General features: G+C 71.3%; 24 protein-coding genes and 1 pseudogene. 14 read left to right on the top strand and 11 right to left on the bottom strand.

Features of this window, described 5'->3' with window-relative positions; genetic code table 11:
* The first annotated feature begins 52 nt into the window (after window positions 1-52).
* From BMY74_RS27170 to BMY74_RS27160, 3 genes are read left to right on the top strand one after another with little or no spacing between them, the layout of a single operon-like run.
* A complete protein-coding gene (locus BMY74_RS27170; protein WP_089921010.1) occupies window positions 53-1258 on the top strand; it encodes a hypothetical protein in 1206 nt (401 codons plus the stop codon).
* A gap of 12 nt (window positions 1259-1270) precedes the next feature.
* Window positions 1271-3355 (top strand): tetratricopeptide repeat protein, encoded by a 2085-nt coding sequence (locus BMY74_RS27165; protein ID WP_089921003.1) that lies wholly within the window; start codon window positions 1271-1273, stop codon window positions 3353-3355.
* Between the two features lie 9 nt (window positions 3356-3364).
* Window positions 3365-3880: a flavin reductase family protein gene (locus BMY74_RS27160; protein WP_089921000.1), complete on the top strand. Its 516-nt coding sequence runs from the start codon at window positions 3365-3367 to the stop codon at window positions 3878-3880.
* Here BMY74_RS27160 and BMY74_RS27155 read toward each other — a convergent pair.
* The gene (locus BMY74_RS27155; RefSeq protein ID WP_177229944.1) at window positions 3851-4699 is read right to left on the bottom strand and encodes an AfsR/SARP family transcriptional regulator; all 849 of its coding nucleotides are present in this window, start codon (window positions 4697-4699) and stop codon (window positions 3851-3853) included. The genes BMY74_RS27160 and BMY74_RS27155 overlap by 30 nt on opposite strands.
* 268 nt (window positions 4700-4967) lie before the next feature.
* Between BMY74_RS27155 and BMY74_RS27150 the strand changes: the two genes are divergently transcribed.
* Window positions 4968-5831: a DUF1963 domain-containing protein gene (locus tag BMY74_RS27150; RefSeq protein WP_177229943.1), complete on the top strand. Its 864-nt coding sequence runs from the start codon at window positions 4968-4970 to the stop codon at window positions 5829-5831.
* A gap of 73 nt (window positions 5832-5904) precedes the next feature.
* On the opposite strand, the pseudogene BMY74_RS27145 reads toward BMY74_RS27150, so the two are convergent.
* The 3 genes and pseudogenes from BMY74_RS27145 to BMY74_RS27135 all read right to left on the bottom strand — a co-directional run.
* Window positions 5905-6324: pseudogene (locus BMY74_RS27145) on the bottom strand (transposase family protein); the annotation flags it as partial.
* A 165-nt stretch (window positions 6325-6489) separates the two neighbouring features.
* A complete protein-coding gene (locus BMY74_RS27140) occupies window positions 6490-6975 on the bottom strand; it encodes a glutathione peroxidase (protein ID WP_089920991.1) in 486 nt (161 codons plus the stop codon).
* 14 nt (window positions 6976-6989) lie between these two features.
* On the bottom strand, window positions 6990-7331 hold the full coding sequence (locus BMY74_RS27135) for a (2Fe-2S) ferredoxin domain-containing protein (protein WP_177229942.1): 342 nt from the start codon (window positions 7329-7331) through the stop codon (window positions 6990-6992).
* An 89-nt stretch (window positions 7332-7420) separates the two neighbouring features.
* On the opposite strand from BMY74_RS27135, the gene BMY74_RS27130 reads away from it, so the two are divergent.
* The gene (locus tag BMY74_RS27130) at window positions 7421-7951 is read left to right on the top strand and encodes a M15 family metallopeptidase (protein ID WP_245786387.1); all 531 of its coding nucleotides are present in this window, start codon (window positions 7421-7423) and stop codon (window positions 7949-7951) included.
* A gap of 9 nt (window positions 7952-7960) precedes the next feature.
* Here BMY74_RS27130 and BMY74_RS27125 read toward each other — a convergent pair whose 3' ends face one another.
* Genes BMY74_RS27125 through BMY74_RS27115 form a run of 3 tightly spaced genes read right to left on the bottom strand, consistent with a single transcriptional unit; the run spans window position 7961 to window position 10151 of the window.
* On the bottom strand, window positions 7961-8785 hold the full coding sequence (locus BMY74_RS27125) for a PaaX family transcriptional regulator (protein ID WP_089920984.1): 825 nt from the start codon (window positions 8783-8785) through the stop codon (window positions 7961-7963).
* Window positions 8786-8829: 44 nt separating this feature from the next.
* On the bottom strand, window positions 8830-9678 hold the full coding sequence (locus BMY74_RS27120) for a fumarylacetoacetate hydrolase family protein (protein WP_218159766.1): 849 nt from the start codon (window positions 9676-9678) through the stop codon (window positions 8830-8832).
* Between the two features lie 56 nt (window positions 9679-9734).
* Entirely contained in the window at window positions 9735-10151 is a 417-nt protein-coding gene (locus BMY74_RS27115) for a RidA family protein (RefSeq protein ID WP_089920979.1), read from the bottom strand.
* A 40-nt stretch (window positions 10152-10191) separates the two neighbouring features.
* Between BMY74_RS27115 and BMY74_RS27110 the strand changes: the two genes are divergently transcribed.
* The 5 genes from BMY74_RS27110 (at window position 10192) to BMY74_RS27085 (ending at window position 18360) form a co-directional block, all read left to right on the top strand.
* Window positions 10192-10674 carry a cupin domain-containing protein gene (locus BMY74_RS27110; RefSeq protein WP_089920977.1) on the top strand — a complete coding sequence of 161 codons (483 nt, stop codon included), beginning with the start codon at window positions 10192-10194 and terminating at the stop codon, window positions 10672-10674.
* On the top strand, window positions 10671-11882 hold the full coding sequence (locus BMY74_RS45785; RefSeq protein WP_218159765.1) for an acyl-CoA thioesterase: 1212 nt from the start codon (window positions 10671-10673) through the stop codon (window positions 11880-11882). Before BMY74_RS27110 ends, BMY74_RS45785 begins: the two co-directional genes overlap by 4 nt.
* Window positions 11883-11909: 27 nt before the next feature.
* The gene (locus tag BMY74_RS27095) at window positions 11910-13490 is read left to right on the top strand and encodes an AMP-binding protein (RefSeq protein WP_177229941.1); all 1581 of its coding nucleotides are present in this window, start codon (window positions 11910-11912) and stop codon (window positions 13488-13490) included.
* On the top strand, window positions 13487-15844 hold the full coding sequence (locus tag BMY74_RS27090) for a bifunctional salicylyl-CoA 5-hydroxylase/oxidoreductase (RefSeq protein ID WP_089920976.1): 2358 nt from the start codon (window positions 13487-13489) through the stop codon (window positions 15842-15844). Before BMY74_RS27095 ends, BMY74_RS27090 begins: the two co-directional genes overlap by 4 nt.
* A 215-nt stretch (window positions 15845-16059) precedes the next feature.
* The gene (locus tag BMY74_RS27085) at window positions 16060-18360 is read left to right on the top strand and encodes a DUF7617 domain-containing protein (RefSeq protein WP_089920975.1); all 2301 of its coding nucleotides are present in this window, start codon (window positions 16060-16062) and stop codon (window positions 18358-18360) included.
* A 15-nt stretch (window positions 18361-18375) separates the two neighbouring features.
* On the opposite strand, the gene BMY74_RS27080 is transcribed toward BMY74_RS27085, so the two are convergent.
* Both BMY74_RS27080 and BMY74_RS27075 read right to left on the bottom strand, forming a co-directional pair.
* Window positions 18376-19008, bottom strand: a complete 633-nt coding sequence (locus BMY74_RS27080) for a response regulator transcription factor (protein WP_089920974.1) — start codon at window positions 19006-19008, stop codon at window positions 18376-18378.
* Window positions 18996-20957, bottom strand: coding sequence for a sensor histidine kinase (locus BMY74_RS27075; RefSeq protein WP_089920973.1), 1962 nt, complete (start codon window positions 20955-20957; stop codon window positions 18996-18998). Before BMY74_RS27075 ends, BMY74_RS27080 begins: the two co-directional genes overlap by 13 nt.
* 146 nt (window positions 20958-21103) lie before the next feature.
* On the opposite strand from BMY74_RS27075, the gene BMY74_RS27070 reads away from it, so the two are divergent.
* Window positions 21104-21787, top strand: coding sequence for a DUF4386 family protein (locus tag BMY74_RS27070; protein ID WP_089920970.1), 684 nt, complete (start codon window positions 21104-21106; stop codon window positions 21785-21787).
* A gap of 62 nt (window positions 21788-21849) precedes the next feature.
* Here BMY74_RS27070 and BMY74_RS27065 read toward each other — a convergent pair whose 3' ends face one another.
* Window positions 21850-22695: an NAD-dependent epimerase/dehydratase family protein gene (locus BMY74_RS27065; protein ID WP_089921481.1), complete on the bottom strand. Its 846-nt coding sequence runs from the start codon at window positions 22693-22695 to the stop codon at window positions 21850-21852.
* Between the two features lie 143 nt (window positions 22696-22838).
* Here BMY74_RS27065 and BMY74_RS27060 point away from each other — a divergent pair, with 143 nt between their 5' ends.
* The 3 genes from BMY74_RS27060 to BMY74_RS27050 are packed head-to-tail and all read left to right on the top strand — an operon-like array spanning window position 22839 to window position 25848.
* Window positions 22839-23906: a TetR/AcrR family transcriptional regulator gene (locus BMY74_RS27060; RefSeq protein WP_089920966.1), complete on the top strand. Its 1068-nt coding sequence runs from the start codon at window positions 22839-22841 to the stop codon at window positions 23904-23906.
* Window positions 23903-24499 carry a transcriptional regulator gene (locus tag BMY74_RS27055; protein WP_089920963.1) on the top strand — a complete coding sequence of 199 codons (597 nt, stop codon included), beginning with the start codon at window positions 23903-23905 and terminating at the stop codon, window positions 24497-24499. Before BMY74_RS27060 ends, BMY74_RS27055 begins: the two co-directional genes overlap by 4 nt.
* Window positions 24487-25848, top strand: a complete 1362-nt coding sequence (locus BMY74_RS27050) for a PEP/pyruvate-binding domain-containing protein (protein ID WP_089920962.1) — start codon at window positions 24487-24489, stop codon at window positions 25846-25848. The genes BMY74_RS27055 and BMY74_RS27050 overlap by 13 nt, the downstream gene beginning before the upstream one ends.
* On the opposite strand, the gene BMY74_RS27045 is transcribed toward BMY74_RS27050, so the two are convergent.
* The coding region (locus BMY74_RS27045) for an integrase core domain-containing protein (RefSeq protein ID WP_143091721.1) at window positions 25845-26147 on the bottom strand (303 nt) is incomplete at its 5' end. The genes BMY74_RS27050 and BMY74_RS27045 overlap by 4 nt on opposite strands.

Raw genomic sequence — 26147 nt, 5'->3', positions numbered from 1 at the left:
GGTGCGCCGGGTTCCCGGACCCGGCGCACCCGATCCGCGGGGGAGGAACGTCGTGACCGAGTTCGATCTGGACCGCCCGGTGCCGCTGCACCCGCTGGTGTTCCTGGAGGACGGCGACGAGGTGACGATCGGGCGCGCCGATGTCGACTCGTACGGCATCTTCCCCGGTGAGGGCGCCGCGCTCGTGCGCAGACTGGTCGACGGGGACACCCCGCGCCAGGCCGCCGAGTGGTTCGAGCGCGAGTACGGGGAGGAGGTCGACGTCGAGGACGTCCTCGCCGGACTGGACGAGCTCGACCTCATTCGCACCTCCGGCGAGAAGACCGCCGAAACCGCGCCTGTTCGATTCAGCGGGCTCGGTGCCGCTTTGTTCTCGCCTGTCGCGTGGGTGTTGTACTCGGGACTGATCGCCTGGGCGTTGTCGGCGATGGTGTTCGAAGCGGACCTGCGGCCGACTTATCACAGCATCTTCTTCTCCGACTACTACGTGGTCATCCAGGTCGGGTTGTTCCTCGCCGCGATTCCCCTTCTTTTCCTGCACGAGTCGTTCCACGCGCTGGCGGGGCGGCGGCTGGGGGTGCGATCGAGGTTGCGAATAGGGCGGCGGCTCTACTTCATCGTGCTGGAGACCTCGCTCGACGGGCTGGTCGCGGTCCCGCGCGGGCAGCGCTACCTGCCGATCGTCGCCGGGCTGCTGGCCGACGTCCTCGGCATCGCCGCGTGCACCGTCGCCGCCGACCTGACGCGGCACGCGGACGGCTCGCTGTCGGGTCCCGGGCGGTTCCTGCTGGCCGTCGCGTTCGCCGCGCTGCTGCGGGTGGTCTGGCAGTTCTTCCTGTACCTGCGCACGGACATCTATGTGCTCGTGAGCACCGTGCTCGGCTGCGTGGACCTGCACGGGGCCGCCCTGCGGATCGTGAAGAACCGTTTCCGGCGGCTCGCCGGGCGGCCGGAGGAGGACGAGTCCGCGCTGCACCCCGTCGACCGCCGGGTGGCGCGCTGGTACTCGTGGCTCGTCGTCGTCGGCTACACCGCGAGCCTCACGACGTTCGCGCTCGCCGGCGCCCCCGTGCTCTACCGGTTCGTCACCGGCGTCCTCGGCCGGCTCACGGGCGAGGGCGTGCCCACGGCCCAACTGCTCGACTCGATCGTCTTCGGCGCCGTCGCGCTCGCGCAGTGCGCCGTGCTCGGCTGGCTCGTGGTCCGGGAGCGCGTGCGGGCGCGCCGCGACCGCCGCCTGCACCACGTCATCCACTGAAGGGACGCACCGATGGACAGCCGCTACTGGATCCGCGCCGACCGGCGGCGCGACCGGGCAGACGCCCTCGCCGCACTGGACCTCCCGCCGGTCTGGGCGGTCCTCGACGCCCACCGGCGGCTGCGCGGGCCGTACACGGCTGCCGGGTCGCTGCTGCGCCAGATCGCCGACGACCTGCTGGAGCGGTGTCCCGAACTGGGGGAGCGGCACAACATCGAGCTGCTCACGACCACGCCGGAACTGGCCGGCCGGGTGCCGAGCGCCTGGCACACGCTCGAGTGGGCCGTGCAGGACAGCGAACGCACCCGGTACTACTCGCGGCTGCACACGCGCAACATCGCGAACGGCCTGGCGGAGCTGGTGCGCGACTACCTCGCGGCACTCGGGGGCGGTCCGCGCACCCTCGTGGTCGAGAACGCGCACGAGGCGGACGCGTCCGACCAGGAGTTCATCGCGGTCCTGCTGCGCCGCGGCGACATCCCGGACCTGACCGTCGTCGTGGGCACGAGCCGTGCGCCGCTCGTGGACCCGCGCGGGGAGATCGACGTGTCGCTGGGGCGGACGATCGCCGCGCACGCCCAGGTCGTCGACGCGGAACCGGTCGAGCTCGGGGAGCTGCCGGAAGACCCCGCGCGGGCCTATGTGGACAGTGACGGCACGGACGACGACCCGCGGCTGCTCGCCGCCTACCTCTCACTGCCGACCGAATCGCGTGCCGCGCTGCACGACGCCCGTGCCGCGCGACTCGCGCAGTCGGACGAGTTCTCGTTGCGGCTCGGTGCGATTCCGCACCACCTGGAACACGGCAGCGACCCCGCGGGTGCCGGCGCGCAGGCGTTGCGCGTAGCGCTGGACCACTGCCACAAGGTCGGGCTCTACCAGGCCGCCGCGGACCACGGTCTGCGCGGCCGCGCGGCCGCGGACCGGGAGACCGACCCCGACATGTGGTGGCACCTCACGTTCCAGACGGGCATCGTGCTCGCGGCCGTCGGTCGTGCCGCCGAGGCCGAGAGGCTGTACGTCGAAGGCCGTGCCGCCTCCCTCGACCCGGCGATCCACCTGGAGCTCTCGTACGCGATGGCCATGCTGTACGCGCGGCACTACTCGGAGGCGGAACGCGACTACGTCCAGGCCAGGGCGTGGATGAACCTCGCCATCGCGCTCGCGTCGCAGCTGGGAGACCCGAAGAAGGAGGCGTTCCAGTCCGTCTTCACGCGCAACGGACTGGCGCTGGTCGAGGTGCGCGAGCAGAAGCCCGAGGTCGCGCTCGCGCTCGTCAACGACGGCATGGCGCGCCTCGACCGCGAACTGGGCCCGGACGAGCACGTGCTGCACCGCCTGGTGCTGCGCTACAACCGCGCGCAGGTCTACGGCGCGATGGGTCGCCTGGACGACGCGCTCGCCGACTACAGCCACGTCCTCGAACGGGACCCGAACTTCCCCGAGCACCACTTCAACGTCGGCAACGTCCTGCGCAGACTCGGCCGCGACGAGGAGGCGGTCGACGCCTACCGCGAGGCGCTGCGCCTGTCACCGCCGTTCCCCGAGGCCCACTACAACATCGGCGACGCCCTGCTCGCGCTCGGCGACGTCGAAGGCGCGATGGCCGCCTTCAGCTATGTCATCGAGTTGGACCCGCGCCACGTCGACGCCCGGATCAACCGCGCCGGACACCTGCTGGCGCAGGGCGACGTCGAGGGGGCGTGGCGGGACGTGTCGGCCGCCCTCGAACTCGCCCCGGACAACGCGCACCTGTTGTGTCTCAAGGGCCAGCTGCTGGTCGAGCGGGACGAGTACGCGCAGGCGTCCGAGGTGCTGGCCCAGGCCGTGCGGCGCAACGACAGGCTGGCCGAGGCGTGGGCGATCCGCGGCACGATCGCGGTGGCGTCCGGCGAACTCACCGACGCGATCAGCTACCTGAGCCGGGCCATCACGCTCGACGACAACCCGGAGTCCCGCTACAACCGCGCGGTCGCGTACGAGGAGTCCGGCGAGCTGGCCGCCGCGATCCTCGACTACGACGCGGTGCTCGCGGTGACCGACGACGAGGACGCCAGGGAGCGCAGGGAACTCTGCGCCGCGGCGTCGGCCAGGTAGGAGAGCCCCGTGACAGCGACGGAGGACGTGGCCGCCGGACTTCCGGTGGCCGCGTTCACCGATGCCATGAGTCGGCTGGTCTCGGGCCTCGCCGTGGTGACGACGCGGGCGAGCGGCCGTCCGTGCGGGCTGCTCGTCTCGTCGATCTGTTCGTACAGCGTGCATCCACCGTCCGTGCTCGTGGTCGTCGACCACGCTTCCCGCTGCCTCGAACCGTTGACGCACTGTGCCGAGTTCGGAGTGCACGTGCTCGGCAGCGCGCAGGAACGCACCGCGCGGACGTTCGCGAGCCGTGGCGCGGACAAGTTCGCCGGCGTGGCCTGGGAGTGGGACGGGCCGGTCCCGCGGCTGTGCGCGGCGCCGATCTACCTGCGCTGCACCGCGACCGCCGTGTTCGACCACGGCGACCACACCGTCCTGATCGGTGAGGTGAGCCGCACCCTGGTGGAGGACGCCGAGCCGCTCGTCTTCTACCGCCGACTGTTCGACTGGCGGCTAAGGGGAAGCGGTGCGCGCCGGCTCTGACCCGGTGGTGGCCCGCTCGTGCCGGTGCACCCGGTCGAGCGGGTCGTCCCCGTTGAGGATGAGCTGGTGCAGGGACCGCAGGCGCGGTCCCGGCTCGATGCCGGCGTGGTTCGACAGCAGCCGGTACGCCCTGGCGTAGGCCGTCAACGCGTCGGCGCGGCGCTCCGCCTGGCACAGCGCGAGCATCAGTTGCTCGTGGAATCCCTCCCACAGCGGGTGGGTCTGGCACAGCTCCTCCAGGTCGAACACGGCCAGGTGCCCGTCGCCGTTGCAGAGCATGACGTCGAACCGGTTGCGCAACAGCTCCAGGTACTCCTTCTCCAGGCGCGCGATGTCGTGGTCGAACGCCCCCGTGCCGCGCAGGTCCGCGAGCGGCGAACCCCGCCACAGGCGCAGCGCCGCGCAGAACCTGTCCCACGCGTGGGCGCAGTCGCCGGCCGCCATCGCCCCCTGGCCCTCCTTCGCCAGTGCGCGGAACCGGGTCAGGTCGAGCTGGTGCGGCTCCAGGACGAGGACGTAGCCCGACGGGCGCGTGCTGAGGACGGGGTGCGAGTTCCTCGAGCTCACCCGGCTGGGCGTGAGCACGCGCCGCACCGCCGTCACGTACCCGTGCAGCGCCGCGACGGCCGACCGGGGCGCGTCGCGTGACCACAGCTGGTCGACGATGCGGCTCGTCGGCACGAACTCGTTGGCGTGCAACGCGAGCAACGCGAGCAGGGCCCGTTGCTTAGGGGCCGTCGGCGTGCACCGGCGGCCGCCCCGCGTCACCTCGAACGTGCCCAGCACCCGGAACTGCGGCGGATCGTCTCCCGTTGCCACCTGGTCGCCACCTTCCCGGTATGTCCGACACCGAGAGTGTCGACCAGCCGACGGCCGTTGAGGTAGTGCCCACCTCGAAATTGCCGGTCCGCGCCATGGCACGGGTTTCCGCATGGCACTCGCCCGTGCGGACCCCGGTGGGGGCCGCGCTTCGGCGCAACGCGCGGCTCCGAATGCCGACCAGCTCTTGGTTCCACTGTGGACGTCCACTTCGGACTTGTGGGAGCGCTTTCAGCGGCCTTGCGCCGGTCTGCGATCATGCTCCGCCATGGACCGCTACGAACAGTTCCGCAGCGCGGCGATCGACCGGGGTCTGCCCGAGGACGAGGCCGTCAAGTTCGCCGACCACCTCCGCTTCGTGGTGTGGCTGGGCACGGCAGGCCCCGACGAGCAGGTCGTGGGCCAGGAGGGCGGGCTTCCCCGGTTACCGGTCGGCACGGACTGGCCGGCCGACCGCGACGGGACCCCGCTGCCGTTCATCGCCTCGATCGACTGCGCGCTCCTGCCGCGGGCAGAGGGACTTCCCCTGCCGGAGGACGGCTCGCTGCTGTTCTTCCTGAACCACGACGACGACGTCGAAGCCGAGGCCCACACGGAAGAGCCGGTGCACGCGCGGGTCCTCCACGTCCCCGCCGGCACGGAGACGGTGGTCGCGTCACCGCCGCCGGACCACGACACCAGGACGTTCTTCCACGAGAACCTCCCGTTCCTGCAGCCGGAGCACCGGCTCACCGCGTGGGTCGAGCCCGCCCTGCCGAAGTGGATCACCGAGGAGGACTACGACTTCGACTCGCTGGTCGAGGAGCGGCTGTTCGAGGAGCTGAAGCACGTCGAAGAGCTGCGTGAGCTCGTCGACGTCCTCTGGCCGGACGTGGACCGGAGTTCCGGGTTCCGCCTCGGCGGCTACTGCGCGCTGATCGGCGGGTCGGCGACCCCGTGGACGCAGATGACCTACGCCGGGTTCGCCGACCTGAGCGACGCGGGTGAGTACCAGCTGATCAGGGAGTGGGTGCCGCTCGCCCAGTTCTACACGGCGAGCGAGTTCTACTACGGGTGCTTCCTGATCTGCTTCGACGACCTCGCGGCCCGGCGCTTCGAGAACATGCGCTCGTTCACCATGTTCACCGAGTAGCCGGGTCCGGCGAGCCGCACGACCTGGCTGTGATGTCCGGGGAGGTTGGTCAGCCGGGTGATGGGCGGCCGGCCTCGATCACGGTGTGCAGGACCGCGGTGCCGACGTTGGGTTCGTAGTGGGCGTGCCGGGCGCCGGTGCGTTTGGCGGTGGCCTCGCGGTTGCGATCGCCCTGTTTCCTGCCGACGAAGCGCCAGCCGCCGCCGTCGGGAATGTTGCCGAACTTGGTGACGTCGACATGCAGCAGCGAACCGGGGTGTGGATGTTCGTAGCGGCGCAACGGTTCGCCGGTGACCCGGTCGATCCGGGACAGCCTGTTGATCCGGCAGCGCACCAGCACCGCGTGCACGGTCGAGGCCGCCATCCCGAGCCGGCCCACGATCTGCACCGGCCCCAGACGGTGCCGCGACCGCAGCGTCACGATCCGCCGCACCACCGGTTCGGTGGTGCGGTCCGGGCTGTGGTGCGGCCGGGAGCTGTGGTCATTCATCCCGGCCGGGTAACCGGGTGCGTGGCGTCAGCGTCGCGTTTGGGTGGGACACGAAGGACTCCAGGCCGTGAAGCGGTTCCTCAGCAGTTCCGCTTCACACCCGGAGACCTTCACCTGTCTTCACCGCAGGCCATCACGTCCGGAACAACGTCCCTGGACATCACACCACTAGCGCAGGGCGCCTTCGATCGCCTCGGTGATGGAGGCGTCCTCCGGCTCGGTCCGGGGCCGGAACCGCCCGAGCACCTGCCCGTCGCGCGACACCAGGAACTTCTCGAAGTTCCACTGCACGTCCCCGGCGGTGCCGTCGGCGTCCGCGTGCTTCGTCAGCTCCTGGTAGACCGGGTGCTGGTCGGGCCCGTTGACCTCGATCTTCTCGAACAGCGGGAACGACACCCCGTACGTGGTCGAGCAGAACGTGGCGATCTCCTCCGAGGTGCCCGGCTCCTGCCCCATGAACTGGTTGCACGGGAACCCGACCACGGTGAAGCCCTCGGCCCCGTACTTCTCCTGCAACCGCTCCAGCCCGGCGTACTGCGGTGTGAGGCCGCAGCGCGAGGCGACGTTGACGACCAGCGCCACCTTGCCCCGCAACGCACCTAGGTCACCGGGCTCACCGGCGAGCGTGCGAACGGGGATGTCGTAGATCTCCATGCCCCCAAGTTAGTTCATGCCCCGCGGCCGCCAGGGGCGGGCACGATCCGCGCCAGCACCGAGTCCGGGGGAGCGGCCAGCCCGGGCCCACCGGCATCGACCCAGTCGGCCACCCCGAGCACCGCGTCGTCGTCCAGCACCTCGCCGACCCAGACGGGCCGGGCACCGGCTTCCCGCGCCGTCCGGCTGGGCTGCACGACGACGACGTTCGACACCTCGCAGGCGTCCAGGCAGTCCGCCACCCGCACCGACGCCCGCGCGCGCAACGCCTCGAGCTGCCGCTCGTGATCGACCCCGGGATGCTTGCGCTCGGTGCCGCAACAACAACCGCGACACACGGTGATCCGTGACTCCATGATCACCGTTCTACTCAGTCGACAGGTCATTACACAATGCGCACGTTCCGCTGGCCGTCCGGGGACATCGGTTCGGCAGTGTCGAGGACGTGAACAGCAAAGGACGCCGGGCGGTGCTCGCCGGCGCACTAGTGATCGTGACGGCCTGCACACCCGGCGGAACCCCGTCGACGAAAACCCAGGTGACCGACGACGGCAGCATCCCGAAGAACGAGAGCATCTCGCTCGACGACGACACCCACGCCGCCATCGCGAACCTCGACCCCGCCCTCCTCACCGCCATGCGCAAGGCGGCGGCGGACGCGAAGCGGGCAGGTGTCGAGTTCCGCGTCACCTCGGGCTGGCGGAGCAAGGAACACCAGCAACGCCTCTTGGACGAGGCCGTCGACCTCTACCGGTCCGAGGAGGAGGCGCGGCGCTGGGTGCACCCGCCGGAGAAGTCCGCGCACGTCACCGGCAAGGCGATCGACATCGGCCCGACCAACGCCGACGACTGGCTCATCCAGCACGGCGCCGACTACGGCCTGTGCCAGGCCTACTCGAACGAGATGTGGCACTTCGAGCTGCTGACGACGCCCGGCGGCGAGTGCCCGCAACCGCAGGGCGACGCCGTCGGGTGAGGCCGGGCCCTACCGCCCGTGGATCACAGCCAGCGCGTGCTCGCGAGCGGGAGCGCTCAACGTCCCGTTGAGCTCCTCGAACAGCGCCTCGGCCGTGACGCCGTTCCAGCCCGGCGGCAACAGGGAGAGCGGCAACCCGGGGTCGCTGTAGGGCAACCGCCGCCAGGCGGTCAGCATCGGCACGTAGTCCTGGAAGGCCTGCCGGACCGACGAGACCCCGGCCTCGGCCACAGGGCGATGGCGACGGAGGAAGTCCGCGTAGAGGTCTGTCAGCTCGTCGAGGTCCCACCAGGCCCGGACCTTCGACCGGAGGTCCTCGAAGGCGAAGTGCTCCCCGGCGAAGATGTCGACGTACTCGGCCAGCCCGCGCCGCTCCAGGGTCCGCCGCGTCTCCACCGCGAGGTTCCCGGGAGCGACCCACACCCCGGGAGCCGCGGTCCCGAACCCGAGCTGCGTCAGGCTGGTCCGCAACGCGTGCCGCTTCTCCCGCTCCGATTCCGGCACGGAGAACACGACCACGAGCCAGCCGTCCGCCACGTTGGCGCGGCGGCGTTCGAAGATGCGGGTGTCGCCCTCGGCGAGCGTCTCCAAAGTGGACTCGGACAGCGCGTAGCCGGCGCCGTCGCGGCGTTCGGCGCGGACCACCCCACGGCGCTTCAGGCGGGAGATGGACGAGCGGACCGCCGCGCCCTCGAAGCCCAGGTCCGCCATGAGCTGCACGACCGAGGCGACGGAGAGCCAGTTGTGCTCGCCGCGCGCGTAGAGACCGAAGATCGTGATGATGAGCGGGCCCAGCCGGTCGCGACCGGCGGGTGCCGTGGTCTCCGTGGTCATCTCCGCGACGTCCAGTGCCCTCTCCTCGTCTCGATCAGCGGAGCTTAACGTCCGCCCAGGTCGGTCAGCGTGACGGTGTTGCGCAGCTCGCCGAGCCCGCTGACCCTCGTCACGACCACGTCGCCGTCGCGCAGGAAGACCTGGGGGTCGCGGGCGTTGCCGACGCCGCTGGGGGTGCCGGTCAGGACGACGTCCCCCGCCCGCAGGGTCATGCCCTCGCTGAGCTCGGCGATGATCTGCGCGAACGAGAACGCCATCTGCGTGCTCGACGCGTCCTGCAGCAGCACGCCGTTGACCTCACACTGCACCCGCATCTCGGACAGGTCGACCGAGTCCGTGGTCGTGAGCCACGGGCCGAGGGGCATCGTCGCGTCGAGGCTCTTGCCTTTGAGCCACTGACCGCCGTGCGCGCGTTGGAGGTCGCGCTGCGAGACGTCGTTGGCGACGAGGAAGCCGAACACGTGGTCCAGCGCCTTCTGCTCGGGGATCGAACGGCCGTCGCGGCCGATGACCATCGCGATCTCGGCCTCGTAGTCCCACTTCTGCGACAACGACGGGTCGTAGGCGATGGGGTCGAACGGGCCGATGACTGTATCCGGGCCCTTGGTGAAGAAGGTCGGGCGCAACGGGCGTGACGTCGGGTCCTGGCCCTCCCGCTTGCCCGCCGACTCCTCGAAGTGGTCCCAGTAGTTCCACCCGGTGCACAGGACGTCGCGGTTGAAGCGGTGCAACGGCGACTCCAGCCGCACGTCCGCCAACTCCACGACCTCTGTGCGGACTATCGGAGCTCCGCGCACGACGTCGTCGACGGTGTGCGTCAGCAGCGTGATCGACCCACCGTCCACCACACCACCGCGACGCACGCCGTCGACGGTCACGGAAGCCAGCCTCACCGCACCTCCCGAAGATATTGCGCACATGTTTCGTAGATCATAAGAACGCTATCGATTCAGCTGGGCCTGACCAGCCGTTCGTCGGGGATCACGGCGACACCGAGGATCTCGACCAGGGCCTCCGGCTGCCACAACGCCGTGCAGCCGATCCCCGCCATGGCCGGGTAGACGGGGCCGGCGAGCTCGCGCCACACCTTGCCGATCTCCTTGCCGTGCGCCTGGTAGTCCGGGATGTCGGTCAGGTAGATCGTGATGCTGACCAGGTCTTCCGGCTCGCCGCCGGCCGCGCGCAACGTCGTCAGCACGTTGCCGAACGCCTGGCGGAACTGCTCGACGATCCCGCCGGGGACGATCTTCATGTGGGCGTCCAGGGCGGTCTGCCCGCCCAGGTACAGGGTGTTGCCGGAGAGCGTGCCGTGGGAGTAACCGCTCGGCGCAGGAAGGCTGGCCGGGTTCACTGCTGCTGGCCTCATGAGTATTGACACTATCTGACGGTCGTGAAGAATACGAGATATGGAGCCCGACCTCAGCAAGTACCGGCTCGAAGGCGACAACTCGATGTACCGGCTGCCCAGCGGACTGGTCGCGCCGGTCGTGACGCGCGGCGGCGCCGAGAACCCGGACACCGCGAACTCCGGCGGCGCGATCCGGATCTCGGGCGTGAGCATCCAGCACACCCCGGCGACGCGGCTCTGGTTCGGCAAGGTCACCAACGAGCCCGGCTACCGCTCGGTCACCCACCACCACGGCGAGGCCGAGACCGGCGGGTACGTGCTGTCGGGACGGGCCCGCATCTACTTCGGCGAGGAGTTCGCGGACTACGTCGACATGGAGGAGGGCGACTGGGTCTTCGTGCCGCCGTTCATGCCGCACATCGAGTGCAACCTCGACCGCAACAGGCCCCTCACGTGGATGACGACGCGCACCCCGGAGAACATCGTCGTGAACCTCGACGACGTGCCGGACGAGGACCTGCGCGACTGGCTGACCCGATGATGACGACATCCGGGATCTTCACCGACGCCGTCACGCTGGAGAAGGCCGAGCCGGAGCACTTCGACCTCGCGTTCACCGCCGTCACGCAGCCCTGCCCGTGGCCCAAGGCGTACGGGGGAGACCTGGTCGCCGCCGCGGCCGCCGCGGCCATGCGCTCGGTCACCGACGGCAAGACGCTGCACTCGATGCACAGCTACTTCCTGCGCCCGGCCGACATCGGCGCCCAGGTGCGCTACGAGGTCGAGCTGCTGCGCGACGGCCGCGGCTACAGCACCCGGCAGGTCCGCGGCTACCAGAACGGCAAGCCCCTCTACGCCGCCTTCGCGAACTTCGCCGCCGGCGAGCCGGGTGGCAGCTACCGGGCCGAGTTGGCCGGTCTCGTGAATCCGGAGGAGCTGCCCAGTTCTGCGGGGTTCCGCGCCGGCCGCGCGGGCGACGGCTACCGGGCCGAGATGGCCGGCCTCACGAATGAGGGGGAGCTGCCCAGCTCGGCGGGGTTCCGCGCCGGCCGCGCGGGCGACGGCTACCGGGCCGAGATGGCCGGCCTCACGAATGAGGAGGAGCTGCCCAGCTCGTTGGAGTTTCTCGCCGACGGCGCGGGCGACGGCTACCGCTCCAAGACGGCCGGCCTGGCGAACCCGGAGGAGCTGCCCAGCTCCGCGAAGATTCTGGCCGGCCGCCGGTCCAAGACAGCCGGCCTCGCCGACCCCGAGGAGCTGCCCAGCTCCGCGCAGTTCCTCGCCGACCGCGCGGGCGGCACGATGACCGACGAGTCGAAGGCGTACTGGGCCGGAGGCCGCAGCTTCGACATGCGGCACGTGCCCGGACCCGTCTACCTCACCGTCGAGGGCGCGAAGGTCCCCCACCAGGCCGTGTGGGTCAAGCCGTTCGACCCGCTGCGCCCCGTCGACGGGCTGACCGACGCCCAGCGGGACCTCGCCGCGCTGGCCTACGTCTGCGACTACACGATCCTCGAACCCGTCCTGCGCGTGCTCGACCTGCCCTGGGCGCGGCCGGGACTCGTCACCGCGAGCCTCGACCACGCCATGTGGTTCCACCGCGAGGGCCCGGTCGACGACTGGCTGCTCTACGCGCAGGAGGCCGTCGCCGCCGACTCGGGCCGAGGCCTCGGGTACGGGCGCTTCTTCACCCGCGATGGTCTCCACCTCGCCACCGTTGCCCAGGAGGGCATGATCCGCGCTTCCTGACCCGCCGCCCGCGGAAGGACTTCACCGATGGACACCTTCGCCCGCGACCACTTACCCCCCTCGGCGTTGTGGCCGACGATCGAGTTCACCACGCCGGAGCTGCGGTACCCCGACCGGCTCAACGCCGCCACCGAGCTCATCGACGCCGCGGTGGCGCGGTTCGGGCCCGACCGGCCGGCGCTGCGCACGCCGGCGGGGGAGGTCTGGTCCTACGGCGAGCTGCTGACCCGCGCGAACCAGGTGGCCCGCGTGCTGACCGAGGACTTCGGTCTCGTCGCGGGACAACGGGTCCTGCTCCGCTCGCCCAACAACCCGTGGACCGTGGCGGCGTGGCTCGGCGTGCTGAAGGCGGGCGGTGTCGTGGTGGCGACGATGGCCGCGTTGCGCGCCCGCGAGGTCGCCCCCGTCGTCGAACGGACGCGCCCGTCGCTCGCGCTGGCGGACCCGCGGTTCGCCGACGAGATCCGCGGCCTGCTGACCGTGGTCGACCACGACGACCTCCGAGCGCGCGCGGCGGCGAAGCCGGGGGAGTTCACGGCCGTCGACACCGCGGCCGACGACGTGGCACTGCTCGCGCCCACGTCCGGCAGCACCGGATCACCCAAGATCACCGTGCACTTCCACCGCGACGTCCTGTCCATCGACAACACCTTCGGCCGGCACGTGCTGCGGCTCGAAGAGAACGACCTCGTCGCGTGCACGGCCCCGTTCGCCTTCACGTTCGGCCTCGGCATGCTGGTCGTGTTCCCGCTCAGGGCGGGTGCCTGCGCCCTGCTGACCGAGGCCGCCACGCCCGCCCAGGTCGCGGACTTCGTGCAACAGCAGGGAGTCACGGTCCTCGCGACCGCGCCGACGGCGTACAAGGCGATCCTGCGCGACGGCGCCGAGGCCAAGCTGAGCGGCCTGCGGACCGCGGTCTCGGCGGGGGAGCACATCCCCCGGGAGACCTGGCAACAGCTGCACGACCGGCTCGGCCTGCGGGTGGTCGACGGCATCGGCGCCACGGAGCTCCTGCACATCTTCATCTCCGCGGCGGGCGACGACATCCGGCCGGGCGCCACGGGCAGGCCGGTGCCGGGTTACCGCGCCACCGTGCTCGGTGCCGCCGGCGAGGAACTCGGCCCCGGCGAGGTCGGACGGCTGGGCGTCATCGGCCCGGTCGGCTGCCGCTACCTCGACGACGAGCGGCAGAAGGACTACGTCGTGGGCGGCTGGAACGTCACCGGTGACATGTTCCACCGCGACGAGGACGGCTACTTCCACTACCACGCCCGCAGCGACCACATGATCGTGTCCTCCGGCTACAACATCGGCGGTCCCGAGGTCGAGGAGGCGATCGACACCCACCCGGACGTGCTGGAGTCCGCCGTCGTGGCCAAACCCGACGACGAACGCGGCTCGGTCGTGTGCGCGTTCGTCGTCCTGCGCGAAGGCCTCGAAGGGGACGACGCGAAGGCCCGGGAGATCCAGGACCACGTCAAGCGCACGATCGCGCCCTACAAGTACCCGCGCGAGGTGCGGTTCCGGACCTCGTTGCCCCGCAACGCGAGCGGCAAGCTGCAGCGCTTCGCACTCCGCAAGATCGTCGAGGAGGAGGTGCTGCGATGAGGATCGCCGTCGTCGGAGGTGGCCCCGGTGGCCTGTACTTCGCCGCGCTGATGAAGCAGCTCGACCCGTCGCATGACGTCACCATCTGGGAACGCGACGCCGCCGACGTGACGTTCGGGTTCGGCGTGGTGTTCTCCGACGAGACGCTGGGCGGGATCGAGAACGCCGACCCGGAGTTCGCCGACGCGATGGCCCGCCGGTTCGCGCGGTGGACGGACATCGACATCCACTACCGCGGCGAGAGCCACACCGTCGGCGGGCAGGGGTTCGCCGCGATGAGCCGCAAGGAACTGCTCGGCCTGCTGCAACAGCGGTGCCGCGACCTCGGTGTGGTCGTGCACTTCTCGACACCCGCACCGCCGGTCGACGTCCTGCGGTCCGAGCACGACCTGGTCGTCGGGGCGGACGGCGTGAACTCCCTGGTGCGGCAGTCGTTCGCGGACGTCTTCAACTCCACTGTTGACCGCCGGAGCAACAAGTACATGTGGCTCGGCACCGACCGCGTCTTCGAGGCGTTCCAGTTCTTCGTCAAGGAGACGCCGTGGGGGACCATGCAGGTCCACGGCTACCCCTACTCCGACACCGGGTCCACGTTCATCGTCGAGATGCACGAGGACGTCTGGCGCCGCGCCGGTTTCGACACGGGCGAGGAGTTCCGGCCGGGTGCCTCCGACGAACGCGCAGTCGACCGGGTCCGCGCGCTGTTCGCCGAGGAGCTCGACGGCCACGAGGTGTTCGCCAACAACTCGAAGTGGCTCAGCTTCACCACGGTGCGCAACGAACGCTGGCACCACGGCAACCTGGTCCTCGTCGGCGACGCCGCGCACACCGCGCACTTCTCCATCGGCTCCGGCACCAAGCTCGCGATGGAGGACTCCCTCGCCCTGGCCGCCTGCCTGCACGAACACCGCGATGTCCAAGCGGCCCTGACGGCCTACGAGACCGAACGGCGCCCCGTCGTCGAGTCGACGCAACGCGCCGCGCAGGCGTCCCTGGAGTGGTTCGAGAACATCGGCATGTACGCGGACCAGGAGCCGACGCGGTTCTGCTTCAACCTCCTCACGCGCTCGCGCCGGATCACCTACGACAACCTCCGCACGCGCGACCCGGAGTTCGCCGACCGCGTGGACGCCGCTTTCGCGGCCTCCCAGGGCCTCCGGTCCGTCGTGCCCGCGATGTTCCAGCCATTCCACCTCGGCGAACTCGAGCTCAAGAACCGCGTCATCGTCTCCGCGATGGACATGTACTCCGCGACCGACGGAGTGCCGGGCGACTTCCACCTGGTCCACCTCGGCTCGAAGGCCATGGGCGGCGCGGGCCTGGTGATGACCGAGATGGTGTGCGTCTCCCCGGATGGCCGCATCACGCCGGGATGCACCGGCCTGTGGACCGACGAGCAACGCGACTCGTGGGCGCGCATCGTGTCGTTCGCGCACGAGCGCAGCAGCGCCCGCATCGGCCTGCAACTGGGCCATTCCGGCCGCAAGGGCTCCACGCGCCTGATGTGGGAGGGCATGGACGAACCGCTGCCCGAAGGCGGCTGGGACGTCGTCGGTCCGTCACCGCTGCCGTACGGCCCCGGCTCGGCCGTCCCCGCCGAGGCGAGCCGCGAGGACCTGGACCGGATCACCGAGGAGTTCACGGCGGCCGCCCGCCGGGGCGCCGAAGCGGGCTTCGACCTGCTCGAACTGCACTGCGCGCACGGGTACCTGCTGTCGTCGTTCCTCTCGCCGGTCGCGAACCGGCGCACCGATGAGTACGGCGGCTCGCTGGCCAATCGCCTGAGGTACCCGCTCGAGGTGTTCGACGCCGTGCGCGCGGTGTGGCCCGCCGAACGACCGATGATCGTGCGCATCTCCGCCACCGACTGGGTCGACGGCGGCAACACCGAGCACGACGCCGTGGAGATCGCCCGAGCGTTCGTCGCCCACGGCGCCGACGCGATCGACGTCTCCACCGGCCAGGTCACGGCGGACGAACGCCCCGCGTACGGCCGCAGCTACCAGACCCCGTTCGCCGACCGGATCCGCCACGAGGTCACGGGCGCGGCCGTCATCGCCGTGGGCGCCATCGCGTCCTACGACGACGTCAACTCCATCCTGCTGGCGGGCCGCGCCGACCTCTGCGCGCTCGGCCGCACGCACCTCTACGACCCGCACTGGACGCTGCACGCGGCCGCCGAACAGGGCCACACCGTCGAGTGGCCCGTCCAGTACCGGGCGGGCAGCCGCAAGCCGCCCTCCGCGCGCACCGACGCCGTGCGACCGCGGTTGTCGCTGCTGCGGGCGGACCCGCCGGACCGGAACGTGCACCTGCGCTGGACCCCGCACCGCGAACATTCGGTTCTCGGATAGGCATTTCTGGCGCGTTCAGGTGAAATTTGATTCGGCAACGAATTGGAATGTCCTGCCCGGTCAGATGTTCCGCCCATCCGCATTGGTCTGATGGGGCAGACATCCCGTGCACGCGGGTGAGGGGGTGTTTGCGGCACACGGGACGTCCCTAGCGTCGGCGGTCAGTTCCCGAACCGCCACCGAAAGGGATCATCGTGCGAAGACGTTTGCCGGCAATGGTGCTTGCGGGCGTGCTCGCCGGCGCCACCCTCACCGCCGCTGTGCCCGTGGTCGCCCAGCCGCCCGTTTCGAGCCTCACCAAGTCCGTGCAGGGCGTGTCCGATCCCGCCTCCCACGGCGACACGGCCACCTGGGTCGTGTCCTACGACAGCGGTGCCAACGGCGCCGCCACCATCACCGACCCGATCGCCGCCGGCCACAGCTACCTCCAGGGATCGCTGCAGGTGCCGCCGGGCTGGACCGGGACCGAGGGGAACCCGCTCAGCGCCACGAACCCCGGCGTGCGCAACGGCGGACGGGCCCTCTCCACCCTGCTCACACCGCCCGTGCAGGCCAGTGCCGCCTTCACCGGTGGCGACGGGTTCATCCCGATCCTGCACCGCACGCCGGCCGGCCGCCTGCAGGCCTGGAACGTCTACCATCACGCGTCCGCCGCGGCCGCCAAGCTGGTGTGCACCGACGTCACGACCAACGCGCCGTGCGCGGGTGGTCCCTGGCCGAAGCCGCTCAACACGGCGTCCGGCCCGTTCGGGACGGGGAACACCGGGGACATCGCGAGCCCCATGGCGCCGCAGTACGTCCGCGACCCGGCGAACCCCGCCCGCGTGTACTACTCGGCCACCACGGCGACCTCGATCGGTGTCGGCTGCCTCGACCTCGCCGCGCCCGGCAACTGCGGCTACTGGCCGCTGATGAACCGTTCCGCGCAGACGTTCGAGATGGCAGGCCTCGTCCAGATCGGCGGAAACCTCTACGGGGTCGCGAACTCCGGGCACGTGGTCTGCTGGACGGCCGCGTCGCAGAGCGCGTGCGGCGGCCAGCCCTACGCGCCGATCGTGCCGTTCACCGAACACGGCGGCTACTACCTCGGCGCGCTGGCCGTCGCCGGGGGCAAGCTGTTCGCGTCGTCGTCGCGGATGAGCGGTGTCGTCCCGACGATGGGCTGCTTCGACCCCGGTCCCGCAGCCACCTGCGCGGGCTGGCCGTCGCCGAAGCCGCTCGGGCCGGTGAACAACCACACCTACAACGCGTACACCGCCTACAGCACAACGGGTGCGGAGACCGGGGCATGTGCGAGCACGGCCGGCGCCTTCAACGTGACCACGTGCTACGCGATCGACGGTTCGTCCCTGGCGCCCCCCGCCGCCGTGGCCGGACTGGAGAGCATGAGCCTGGTGTTCACCCCGGAGGTCGTCCGCACCGGTGACCGCGTGCGCAGCTACTTCGGCATCTGGGGCGGCCCGTACGCGGGCGTGACGGCGTGCCACGACTGGAGCACCGGAACCGCTTGTCCGGGCATGCCGTTGCGCGTCACCCACCCGACCGTCAACAACGGTGTGACCCGAGACTACGGCTACGCCTACGACGCTCCCACCGGCTGCCTGCTGGGGCTGGGAGACGCGCAGGTGCTGTTCTCACTGGATCCTGACACGGGGGCGTCGCCGTGCGTACGCAGTGGCGCCTCCGTGTCGCTCACACCCTCGCAGTTCTACTGCGACGGCAAACCGCACGCCACCACCTACACCAAGGCGCGGCTCGTCGGCGTGACCCCGGCGAACGTGAACTTCGGCGCGTCCGCGGTGAAGGTCGTGGACGGCGGGGGGAACCCGGTCACCACACCGGGGTTCGCCTCGGACGGCACCATCGACCTCTCCGGTGCCACGGCCGGCTCGCTGACCGTCACCGCGTCGATCGTGCTGAACAACTCCGCGGACTTCGGTGGCGGCAACCAGCCGTCGCTGTCGGTGGAGTTCACCGGTGACGCGCCGCAGGTGTGCTTCCGCACCGCGATCTCCCCGGAGTGCCCCGTCACCTCCGTGACGAACACGGCGAACGGGACGGACGCCACCGGTTCCCTCACCTCCAACACGGTGACGCGCCAGATCGCACCGGGCCCGGCGTGCGCGCCGAACGTGGTGGTGAACAAGGAGATCTGCGGTTCGTACACACCCGCGAACTGCAAGGCCGGTGGCTCCGGTCCGTGGGTGAAGGAAGCACCCGTGGGCACGCTCGGGCTGCTGAACGCGACCGCGTACTGGCGGGTCACCGTCAAGAACAACGGCGCGATCCCGGTCGTGGACGCTTACGTCGTCGACGAGGTGGAACCGAACTGCCAGACCGGACCGTTCACACTGCAACCCGGTGAGTCCAAAGTGGTGCATTGCTCGACCTACGCACTGCTGTCGCTGTTCCCCTTGACCAACAAGGCGAAGGCGAAGTTCACACCGGTCAACGGCACGAGGACCTACAGCGACTGGTCGTCCGCGAAGGCCTGTTCGCTGCTCTGCGTGCTGTGAGGTGGTGGAGGGGCATCAGCCGTACTCGGCCAGGTAGGTCAGGACGGCCAGCACCCGGCGGTGCTCCTCCACGTTCGCGGCCAGGCCCAGCTTGGCCATGATGCTGCCGACGTGGGTCTCGACGGTGCGTTCGGTGAGCCAGAGCCGGCGCGCGATCGCCACGTTCGTGCAGCCTTCGGCCATCAGGCCGAGCACCTCGCGTTCGCGCGGGGTGAGCGCCCCGGTGGTGGGCCGTCCGAGCAGCCGGCCCACCACCTCGGGGTCGAGGGCGGACCCGCCGGCGGCGACCCGGGCGATCGACTCCAGGAAGTCGTCGACCTCCAGCACGCGGTCCTTGAGCAGGTAGCCGAAACCGCCCTGGCTGACGAGTTCGACGGAGTGCCGCGTCTCGACGTGCTGGGAGAGCAGCAGGATCGCGACCCCGGGCTGGGCCTGCCGGATCCGGCGTGCGGCTCGTGCGCCGTCGTCGGTCAGGTCAGGTGGCATCCGGACGTCCACAATGGCCAGATCGGGTTCCTGCTCTCCGACGACCGCCACCAGGGCCTCGGCGTCCGCGGCACGGCCGACCACCTCGTGGCCCGCGTGGGAGAGCAGGCTCGCGAGACCTTCCCGGAACAGCGTCGAGTCCTCACCGATCACGATGCGCACGGCAGCACCGCCCGGATCGTCGTGCCCGCACCGGGCAGGCTGTGGAGCTGGAGCGAACCGCCGAGCGCCGCGACCCGGTCGGCGAGCCCGGAGAGCCCGGAGCCGCTCCTCGGGTCGGCGCCTCCGCAGCCGTCGTCCCTCACCCACACGCTGACCTCGTCGGCCTGTTGCGTGACGCGAACGGTGATGGCGCTGGCGCGTGCGTGCTTGGCCGCGTTGGTGATCGCTTCGGCGGCGACGTAGTAGGCGGTGATCGCGATGTCGTCGGCCAGGGGTTCGGGCATGATCTCCAGCTCCACCGGTACCGGCAGCTTGTGCGTCAGGGCGGCCAGTGCGGAGTGCAGGCCGTCGTCGAGGCTGGTGGGACGCAGGCCGTGCGCGATCTGCCTGAGCTCCGCGATGGCGGTGGCCAGTTCGGCGACGCCCTGGTCCAGCAGGGCGTGCACGTCGACCTGCTGGGAGGCGAGCTGGCGTTGGGCCAGTCGCATGGCCATGCCCAGGGACACCAGCCGTTGCTGGGCGCCGTCGTGCAGGTCGCGTTCGAGCCGGTGCCGTTCGGCGTCGCCCGCCTGGATGATCCGCATGCGGCTGGCCTCGACCTCGCGCAGGGCGTGCGCCAGTTCTCCCCGCAGACGAGCCACCTCGACGAGGCTGGCGGCCGCTGTGGCGACGACCTTGAGCACGGCCGGGGTGGTGCCGGATGACGTGAGCACGCCGATCTGCGTACCGCCGAGGGTGATCGGGACCAGGCCGGTGTCGGCGACCGGAACTCCCGCGGTGTCGACGAAGCCCGCCGAGGCGGGGATCAGCAGACCGACGCGGAGGGTGGGGTCCTTGAGCGCCGTGCGCAGGGTGGCTTCGAGCTCTTCCGGTTGTGCGGCCTGGGTGTGCACGCGGTGTTGCAGGTCCTCCACCGCGAGCAGCGCGGCCCTCGTGCGGGGGAAGAGCCGCCGGTCCACGGCCCGGTGCAGGCGACGGCGCACCGGGGTGAGCAGCACGGCGCAGACCGCGGTGGCACCGGCCGCGGCGACGGGGGAGTCCCGGCCTGCCACGAGACCGAGCGCGAGAGCCGACACCGCGTACGCGCCGATGAGGACCAGCAGGACGATCGTGTAGCTGATCGTGTCGGCCAGCACGCGGTCGACGTCGTAGAGGTCGTGGCGGAGCATGGCGACCCCGACCGAGCAGAACAGCGCGACGATGGTCACCACGCCGAACACCGTGGCCACGACACCACTCCGGCCGGTCACGACGATCTCGGCCAGGCACACCACCGGGTACGCGGTCACCGCCAGCCCGGCGAACGCGAGCCACTTCAGCTGCGCCCGCACGACACCGGTGGACCGGCGGAACCGCACCACCAGCGAGGCACCCGCGGCGAGCAGCGTCAGGACCAGACCGATGGTCACCACGTAGCTCAGGGCGTGCACGAGGTCGTTCGGAGGCCCCCAGGGGTGTGCGAGGCCCTCCATGGGTACGGTGAACGGTTCCCTCGGTGTGGCACCGAACCCCTGCTGCACCAAAGCGAGCAGGACGATCAACGGCGGCAACGCCCTCCACCGCCTGCCGGGCAGCGTGCCGTCCGGGAAGTGCAGCAGGAGCAACGCCACGGCGGCGAGGAGCCACCAGCCGCTCTCGTTGAGCAGCGCGACCACGCGGGCGTCCAGCGGCACGGAAGCGGGATCGGCGAGCCAGGCGCGGTAGTAGACGTCGCGCGCGGCCAGGAACACCACGATCGCGCCGACCCAGGCGAGCAGCGCGCCGACGGGGTTGCCCCGCACGCGGAACTCGATCGTGACGCCGAGCGCGGCCATCGCCAGTCCGAGGGCGGCGAAGCCGGCGAACGCGAGCACCTGCCCGGGGGCGCGGACCAGGAGCCAGGCGCCTCCCGCCGTCAGCACGGCGGAGACGCCCAGAAGACCCGGTGCTGCCGGTCGCGGCCACCTCATCGGCCCAGGGTAAGGCCGGTGCGGCCGCCAGGCGTCCGTGTCAGCACGGAGACGCGGTCAGGGGGCGGCACCGATGTGGTGGACGGGTCCGGGCCCGTTGCATGGATCCGTCCGGCGCTCCTCACCCGACCGAAAGGCCTGAGACCATGTCCGTCGACGTCACCGCGGCACCTCCCGGCGCCGCCACCTCCACCCGCACCCGCCTCGCCGTCCTCGCGGTCGTCCTCGGCGTCACGTCCGTCGCCGCCGTCGCGGGCGGACTGCTCTGGCCCGAACCGGCGGGCGGCGGCGAGACCTACTCCTACACCGACATCGCACCCCACCGCGCGCTGTGGTGGACGCTGCTCACCGGGCTCGCGGCCATGCAGGTCCTCAACATCCCGCTGCAGGCGCTGGCGACGATGGTCCTCGTCCGGCGCCGCGGCAGCGGGTGGGCGACCTGGGGCGGCGCGCTGATGTGGATCGGCGGCGGCCTGCAGGGGGCGGGGGTCGCGGGCTGGGCGGCCGCGTACTTCTTCCCGACGGACCCCTCGGTCGGCGTGGCCGCGGGGGAGTCCGTGGTGCGGGCTGCGAACGAGTCCGCGCACCTGTTCGCGTTCATGATCCCCGGCGCCGTGCTGGTGCTGGTGGGCACGGTCCTGCAGTGCGTGGGCCTGTTCCGTTCGCACGCCGTCCCGAAATGGGTGCCGGTCCTGCTGCTGTTCGTCGTGATCACGTTCGTGGTGCCGGGCAACGGGATCGCCGGGCTGCTCACGAGCGTTCCCATGGCGGTGGGGGCGATCGGTCTCGGCTACCACGCCTGGCGAGCGGTGGACGTCGCGTCACGATGACGGCCGTGAGGGCCCGCCTGGGTGCCGGAGGGCGTCCCGCTGCACGGTCGGGCAGGGGCGCATCACCCCCGCGCGAAGACCGCGAGCGGGTCGGTGTGCCGGGGCACCCAGCCGAGCTCCTCCCGCGCCCGAGCCGGTGTGCACCGCTGGTCCAGCGCGAACGCGTCGGCGATCGGTCCCATCCGCTCGCGGGCGTCGTCGAGCGTGATCGAGACGGTCCGGCCTTCCAGGCCGGCCCCATGGCTGACCGCCGTGGCGACCTCACGTGCCGTCGGGTCCACTCCGCCGACGCCCAGGTACACCGAACCGGCGCGGGCCGCGAGCGCGGCGACGTACAGCTCGGCCAGGTCGTCGACGTGCACGAGCGACCAGTGGTTGGCGCCGTCGCCGATGTGGGGGATCGCGCCGATCTCCTTGCCCGGCCGGGTGAAGAAGACGTCGATCAGGCGGTTCTCCCGGCCGTACAGCAGGCCGGGCCTGATCACGACGGACCGGCCGCGTGAGAGGACCTTCTCCTCCACGCTCTCGCGCCACGCGACCAGGGACGGCGGGTTCCACGGGGCGTCCTCGTCGGCGACGCCGGCCGTGTCGCCGTAGACCCAGGTACCGCCCGTGTGCACGTAGACGCCGTCGCCGAGCCCGTCCTGCATCGCGGTCGCGGCGGCCAGGTCGGCTTCGCCGCTGTCGGCCTGGGCCAGGTGGATCACGGCGTCGGCGCGGGCCGCGGCGGCGGTGAGGACGTCCAGGTCGGACAGCCCGCCGCTCACCGGGGTCGCGCCCGCCTCGCGCACCGCCGTGGCGGCCGCCGCGGAGCGGGCCAGGGCTTCGACGGCGTGGCCGTGGCGGAGCAGCGCGGCCTGCACGGCCCTGCCGATGTAACCGGACGCGCCGGTGACGAACACCTTCATCATTGGTCCTTTCCTGTGGTGCCTCCAGCTTCGGCGGGATCGAACGGACCGTCCAAGACCTGCTGCGTCGCGCTCTATACCCTCAGGGCATGACATCTCCGATGTTGATGTAATCTGGATGTCGACAACATCTGGAGGGTGCGGTGGCACGGCTGACTCGGGTGCAGCAGCAGGCGCGAACGCGGGCCGCGGTGTTGGCGGCGGCGCGGGACGAGTTCGCCGAGCACGGGTTCGTGCCGGCCAAGGTCGACCGGATCGCCGAGCGCGCGGAACTGACGCGCGGCGCGGTGTACTCGAACTTCCCGAGCAAGCGGGCGCTGTACCTGGCCGTGCTGATCGACCTGGTCGAGAGGGCGGCGGAGCCGCGGGCGACCGTGTCGCCGTCCTCCCGCGTCGACGCGCTGGGAGTGTTCGCGCGGGTGTGGCTCGAGCGGTTGCCGCTGGTGGGCGACCCCGCACCCGGTGGTCGTCTGCAGCTCCGGTCGCTGGACGGCGTGTTCGAGGACGGGCACGGTCCGGCGGTGCTGGCCCAGGTCGCGCGCCTGGAGGCGTTGCTGCTGGCCATCGCGCTCGAACGGGGTGCTCCCGAGCGGCGGGTGCGGCTGGCCGAGACGGTGCTGACCCTGCTGGACGGCGCCGGCCACCGGGCCGGGACGGCGCCGGGGTTCGGTGACCCGTTCGACGTGGCGCACGCGTGCCGGCACCTGGCGTACATCGATCTCGAGGACGTCTGGGCGCCGCCGCACCTGCCGTACGTCGCACCGGCCGTCGCCTGTGCGGACGCCTGGACCGCGCCCCAGGGGCTCGTGGACCAGATCGGCGGCGACGAGGTCGACCTCGCGAACGGGCTGGTGGTCGTGCTGGGCGCGGGCCGTCTCGGTGCGGCCGAGGAGGCCGTGCGGGCCGCCAAGCCCGGTGAGCAGGTCGTCGTGGCCGTCGTGACCGGGGACCGGGAGGAGACCGGCCGCCTCGTCCGGCTCCGCGTCGCCGACGCCGTCGGGTGCCTGCGGCGGGTGTTCGCCGCCGACGTCTGGCAGCACGTGCGGCTCGTCCTCGACGACGAAGCGCGGGTGGCGTCCGCGATCGGCATCACGGACGCCGACGACGAGACCGAGGCCGCGGTGAGCGTGCGCGACGGCGTGGTCGTCGCCCGTGCCCGCGGACGCGGTGCCGGCCACGCCGCGGGCGCGCGCAGGCGGGAGGCGCTGTGAACTCGCCGGTGCTGCACGCTTTGCGGTGCGTCGGCAGCACGGGGCTCGCCCGCCTGGCGTCGTTCACGGGGCTCACCGAGTCCGATGTGGAGTCGGAACTGATCGATCTCGCGGTCATCGGACACGTGACGCACGTCTTCGGCGGGTGGTCCCTCACCGAGGCGGGCCGCGCCGCCGACGCCGCCGCGACCGAGGGCGAGCTGGAACCGGCCGGCACCCGTCCCGCGCTGGTCGCGGCGTTCGACGACTTCCTCGTGCTCAACCCCGAGCTGCTCGACCTCTGCACGGCGTGGCAGATGCGGTCCGCGGACGGAGTCACGACCGTCAACGACCACAGCGACGCCGTCTACGACGCCCGTGTCCTCGCGCTGTTCGCCGACCTGCACGAACGTGCCGTCGTCGTCATCGCCGCGCTGGCCGCCGCCGTGCCCCGGTTCGGGCGCTACGAACCGCGCCTGACCACGGCGCTCACCCGTGCACAGGCGGGCGAGCTGGCCTGCCTGGCCGACAGCGTGGACTCGTTCCACACGATCTGGGCCGAGCTGCACGAGGACCTGCTCGCGACGCTGGGGATCGCGCGATGGGGTGGGTGAGGCACCTGTCGGGCTCGCTGGCCGACCCGCCGGAGGTGCTGGGCGGCAAGGCACACGGGCTCGTGCTGCTGCACCGGCTCGGCCTGCCCGTGCCCGCCGGGGTCGTCGTCACCACCGACGCGTGCAGGGCGTTCCTCCGCGACGGCGAGCTCCCGGCAGGCCTGCTCGACGAGCTGGTCACCGCCGTCGGCACCCTGGGCGCGTCCACGGTCGCGGTGCGTTCCGGCGCGGCCGTCTCCATGCCCGGCATGATGGAGACGATCCTGAACCTGCGTCCCACACCGGAAACCCTGGCGCAGGCGCTGAAGTCCGTCTTCGCGTCGTGGCACACACCGCGCGCCCGCACCTACCGGACCCTGCACGGCATCCCGCACGACCTGGGCACGGCCGTCGTCGTGCAGCGCATGGTGCTCGGCGACCGCGACTCCGCGAGCGGTTCCGGCGTCGCGTTCAGCCGCGACCCGACCACGGGCGAGAACGCGCCGTTCGGCGAAGTCCTCTTCGGACACCAGGGCTCCGCCGTCGTCTCCGGCCGGTCGCTGACCGGGCCACTGCGCGAGCTCGACCGCGAACCCGTGGTGCGGCAGGGCCTGTTCGCCGCGCTGCGCCGCCTGGAACAGCACTACCGCGACGCCTGCCACGTCGAGTTCACCTTCGAGTCGGGGGAGCTGTGGCTGCTGCAGGTGAGGCCCGGCGGGTTCACCGGAGCCGCCGCGGTCCGCCTCGCCGTGGACCTCGCCGACGAAGGCGTGCTGACCCGCGCCGAAGCGCTCGTCCGCGTTGCGCCACACCACCTCCAGCACGTCCGCACACCGCGGATCGCTTCGGATGCCGACGTCATCGCACGCGGGCTGGGCGTGTGTCCGGGAGTGGCGGTGGGCAGGGTGGCGGTCACCTCGGACGAAGCGGTGCGCCTCGCCGCCGAGCACCCGGTGGTGCTGGTGCGGCCGGAGACGTCACCGGACGACATCCGCGGCCTGGCGGCGGCCACCGGCATCGTCACCGCGCGCGGCGGTCCGGCCAGCCACGCCGCGGTCGTGGCCCGCTCGATGGGCAAACCGGCCGTTGTGGGGGTCGCCGACCTCGTCGTGGGCCCCAGGTCCGTCGCGTTCGCGGGCAACGACATCGGCGTGGGGGCGACGATCACCATCGACGGGACCAGTGGAGACGTCGTGCTCGGCACGCCGCCCGTCGTCACGGCAGGGGCGGACGAGCACCTGCGCCGGTTGCTGGACTGGGCGGACGAGGTGTCGGGGGAGAGCTCCGAGCGTCCCGAAGCCGAACGGCTCGCCGCCGCGCACGCCGTGCTGGGCGCCAGGCCGTCGCCGGGGCCCGGGGATGTGGCCTAGCTGTGATGTCCAGGGAGGTTGGTCAGCCGGGTGATGGGTGGCTGGCCTCCGAGGGCGGAGTGAGCTCGGTGGTGATTGTAGAAATGCAGCCAGCCGGGCAGGGCTGCTCGGCGCTGGGTTTCTGAGGGGTAGTGGCGGGCGTAGGCCCAGCCGTCGGCCAGGGTGCGGTGGAAGCGTTCGATCTTGCCATTGGTCTGCGGACGGTAGGGCCGGGTCCGTTTGTGCCGGACGCCGAGCTCGGCGCAGGCGTCGCGCCAGGCATGCGAGCGGTAGCAGGATCCGTTGTCGGACAACACTCT

Source organism: Lentzea albida (assembly GCF_900111005.1).
In the GTDB taxonomy this organism is placed as follows: domain Bacteria; phylum Actinomycetota; class Actinomycetes; order Mycobacteriales; family Pseudonocardiaceae; genus Lentzea; species Lentzea albida.
This window is presented reverse-complemented; position numbering and strand designations above follow the sequence as displayed.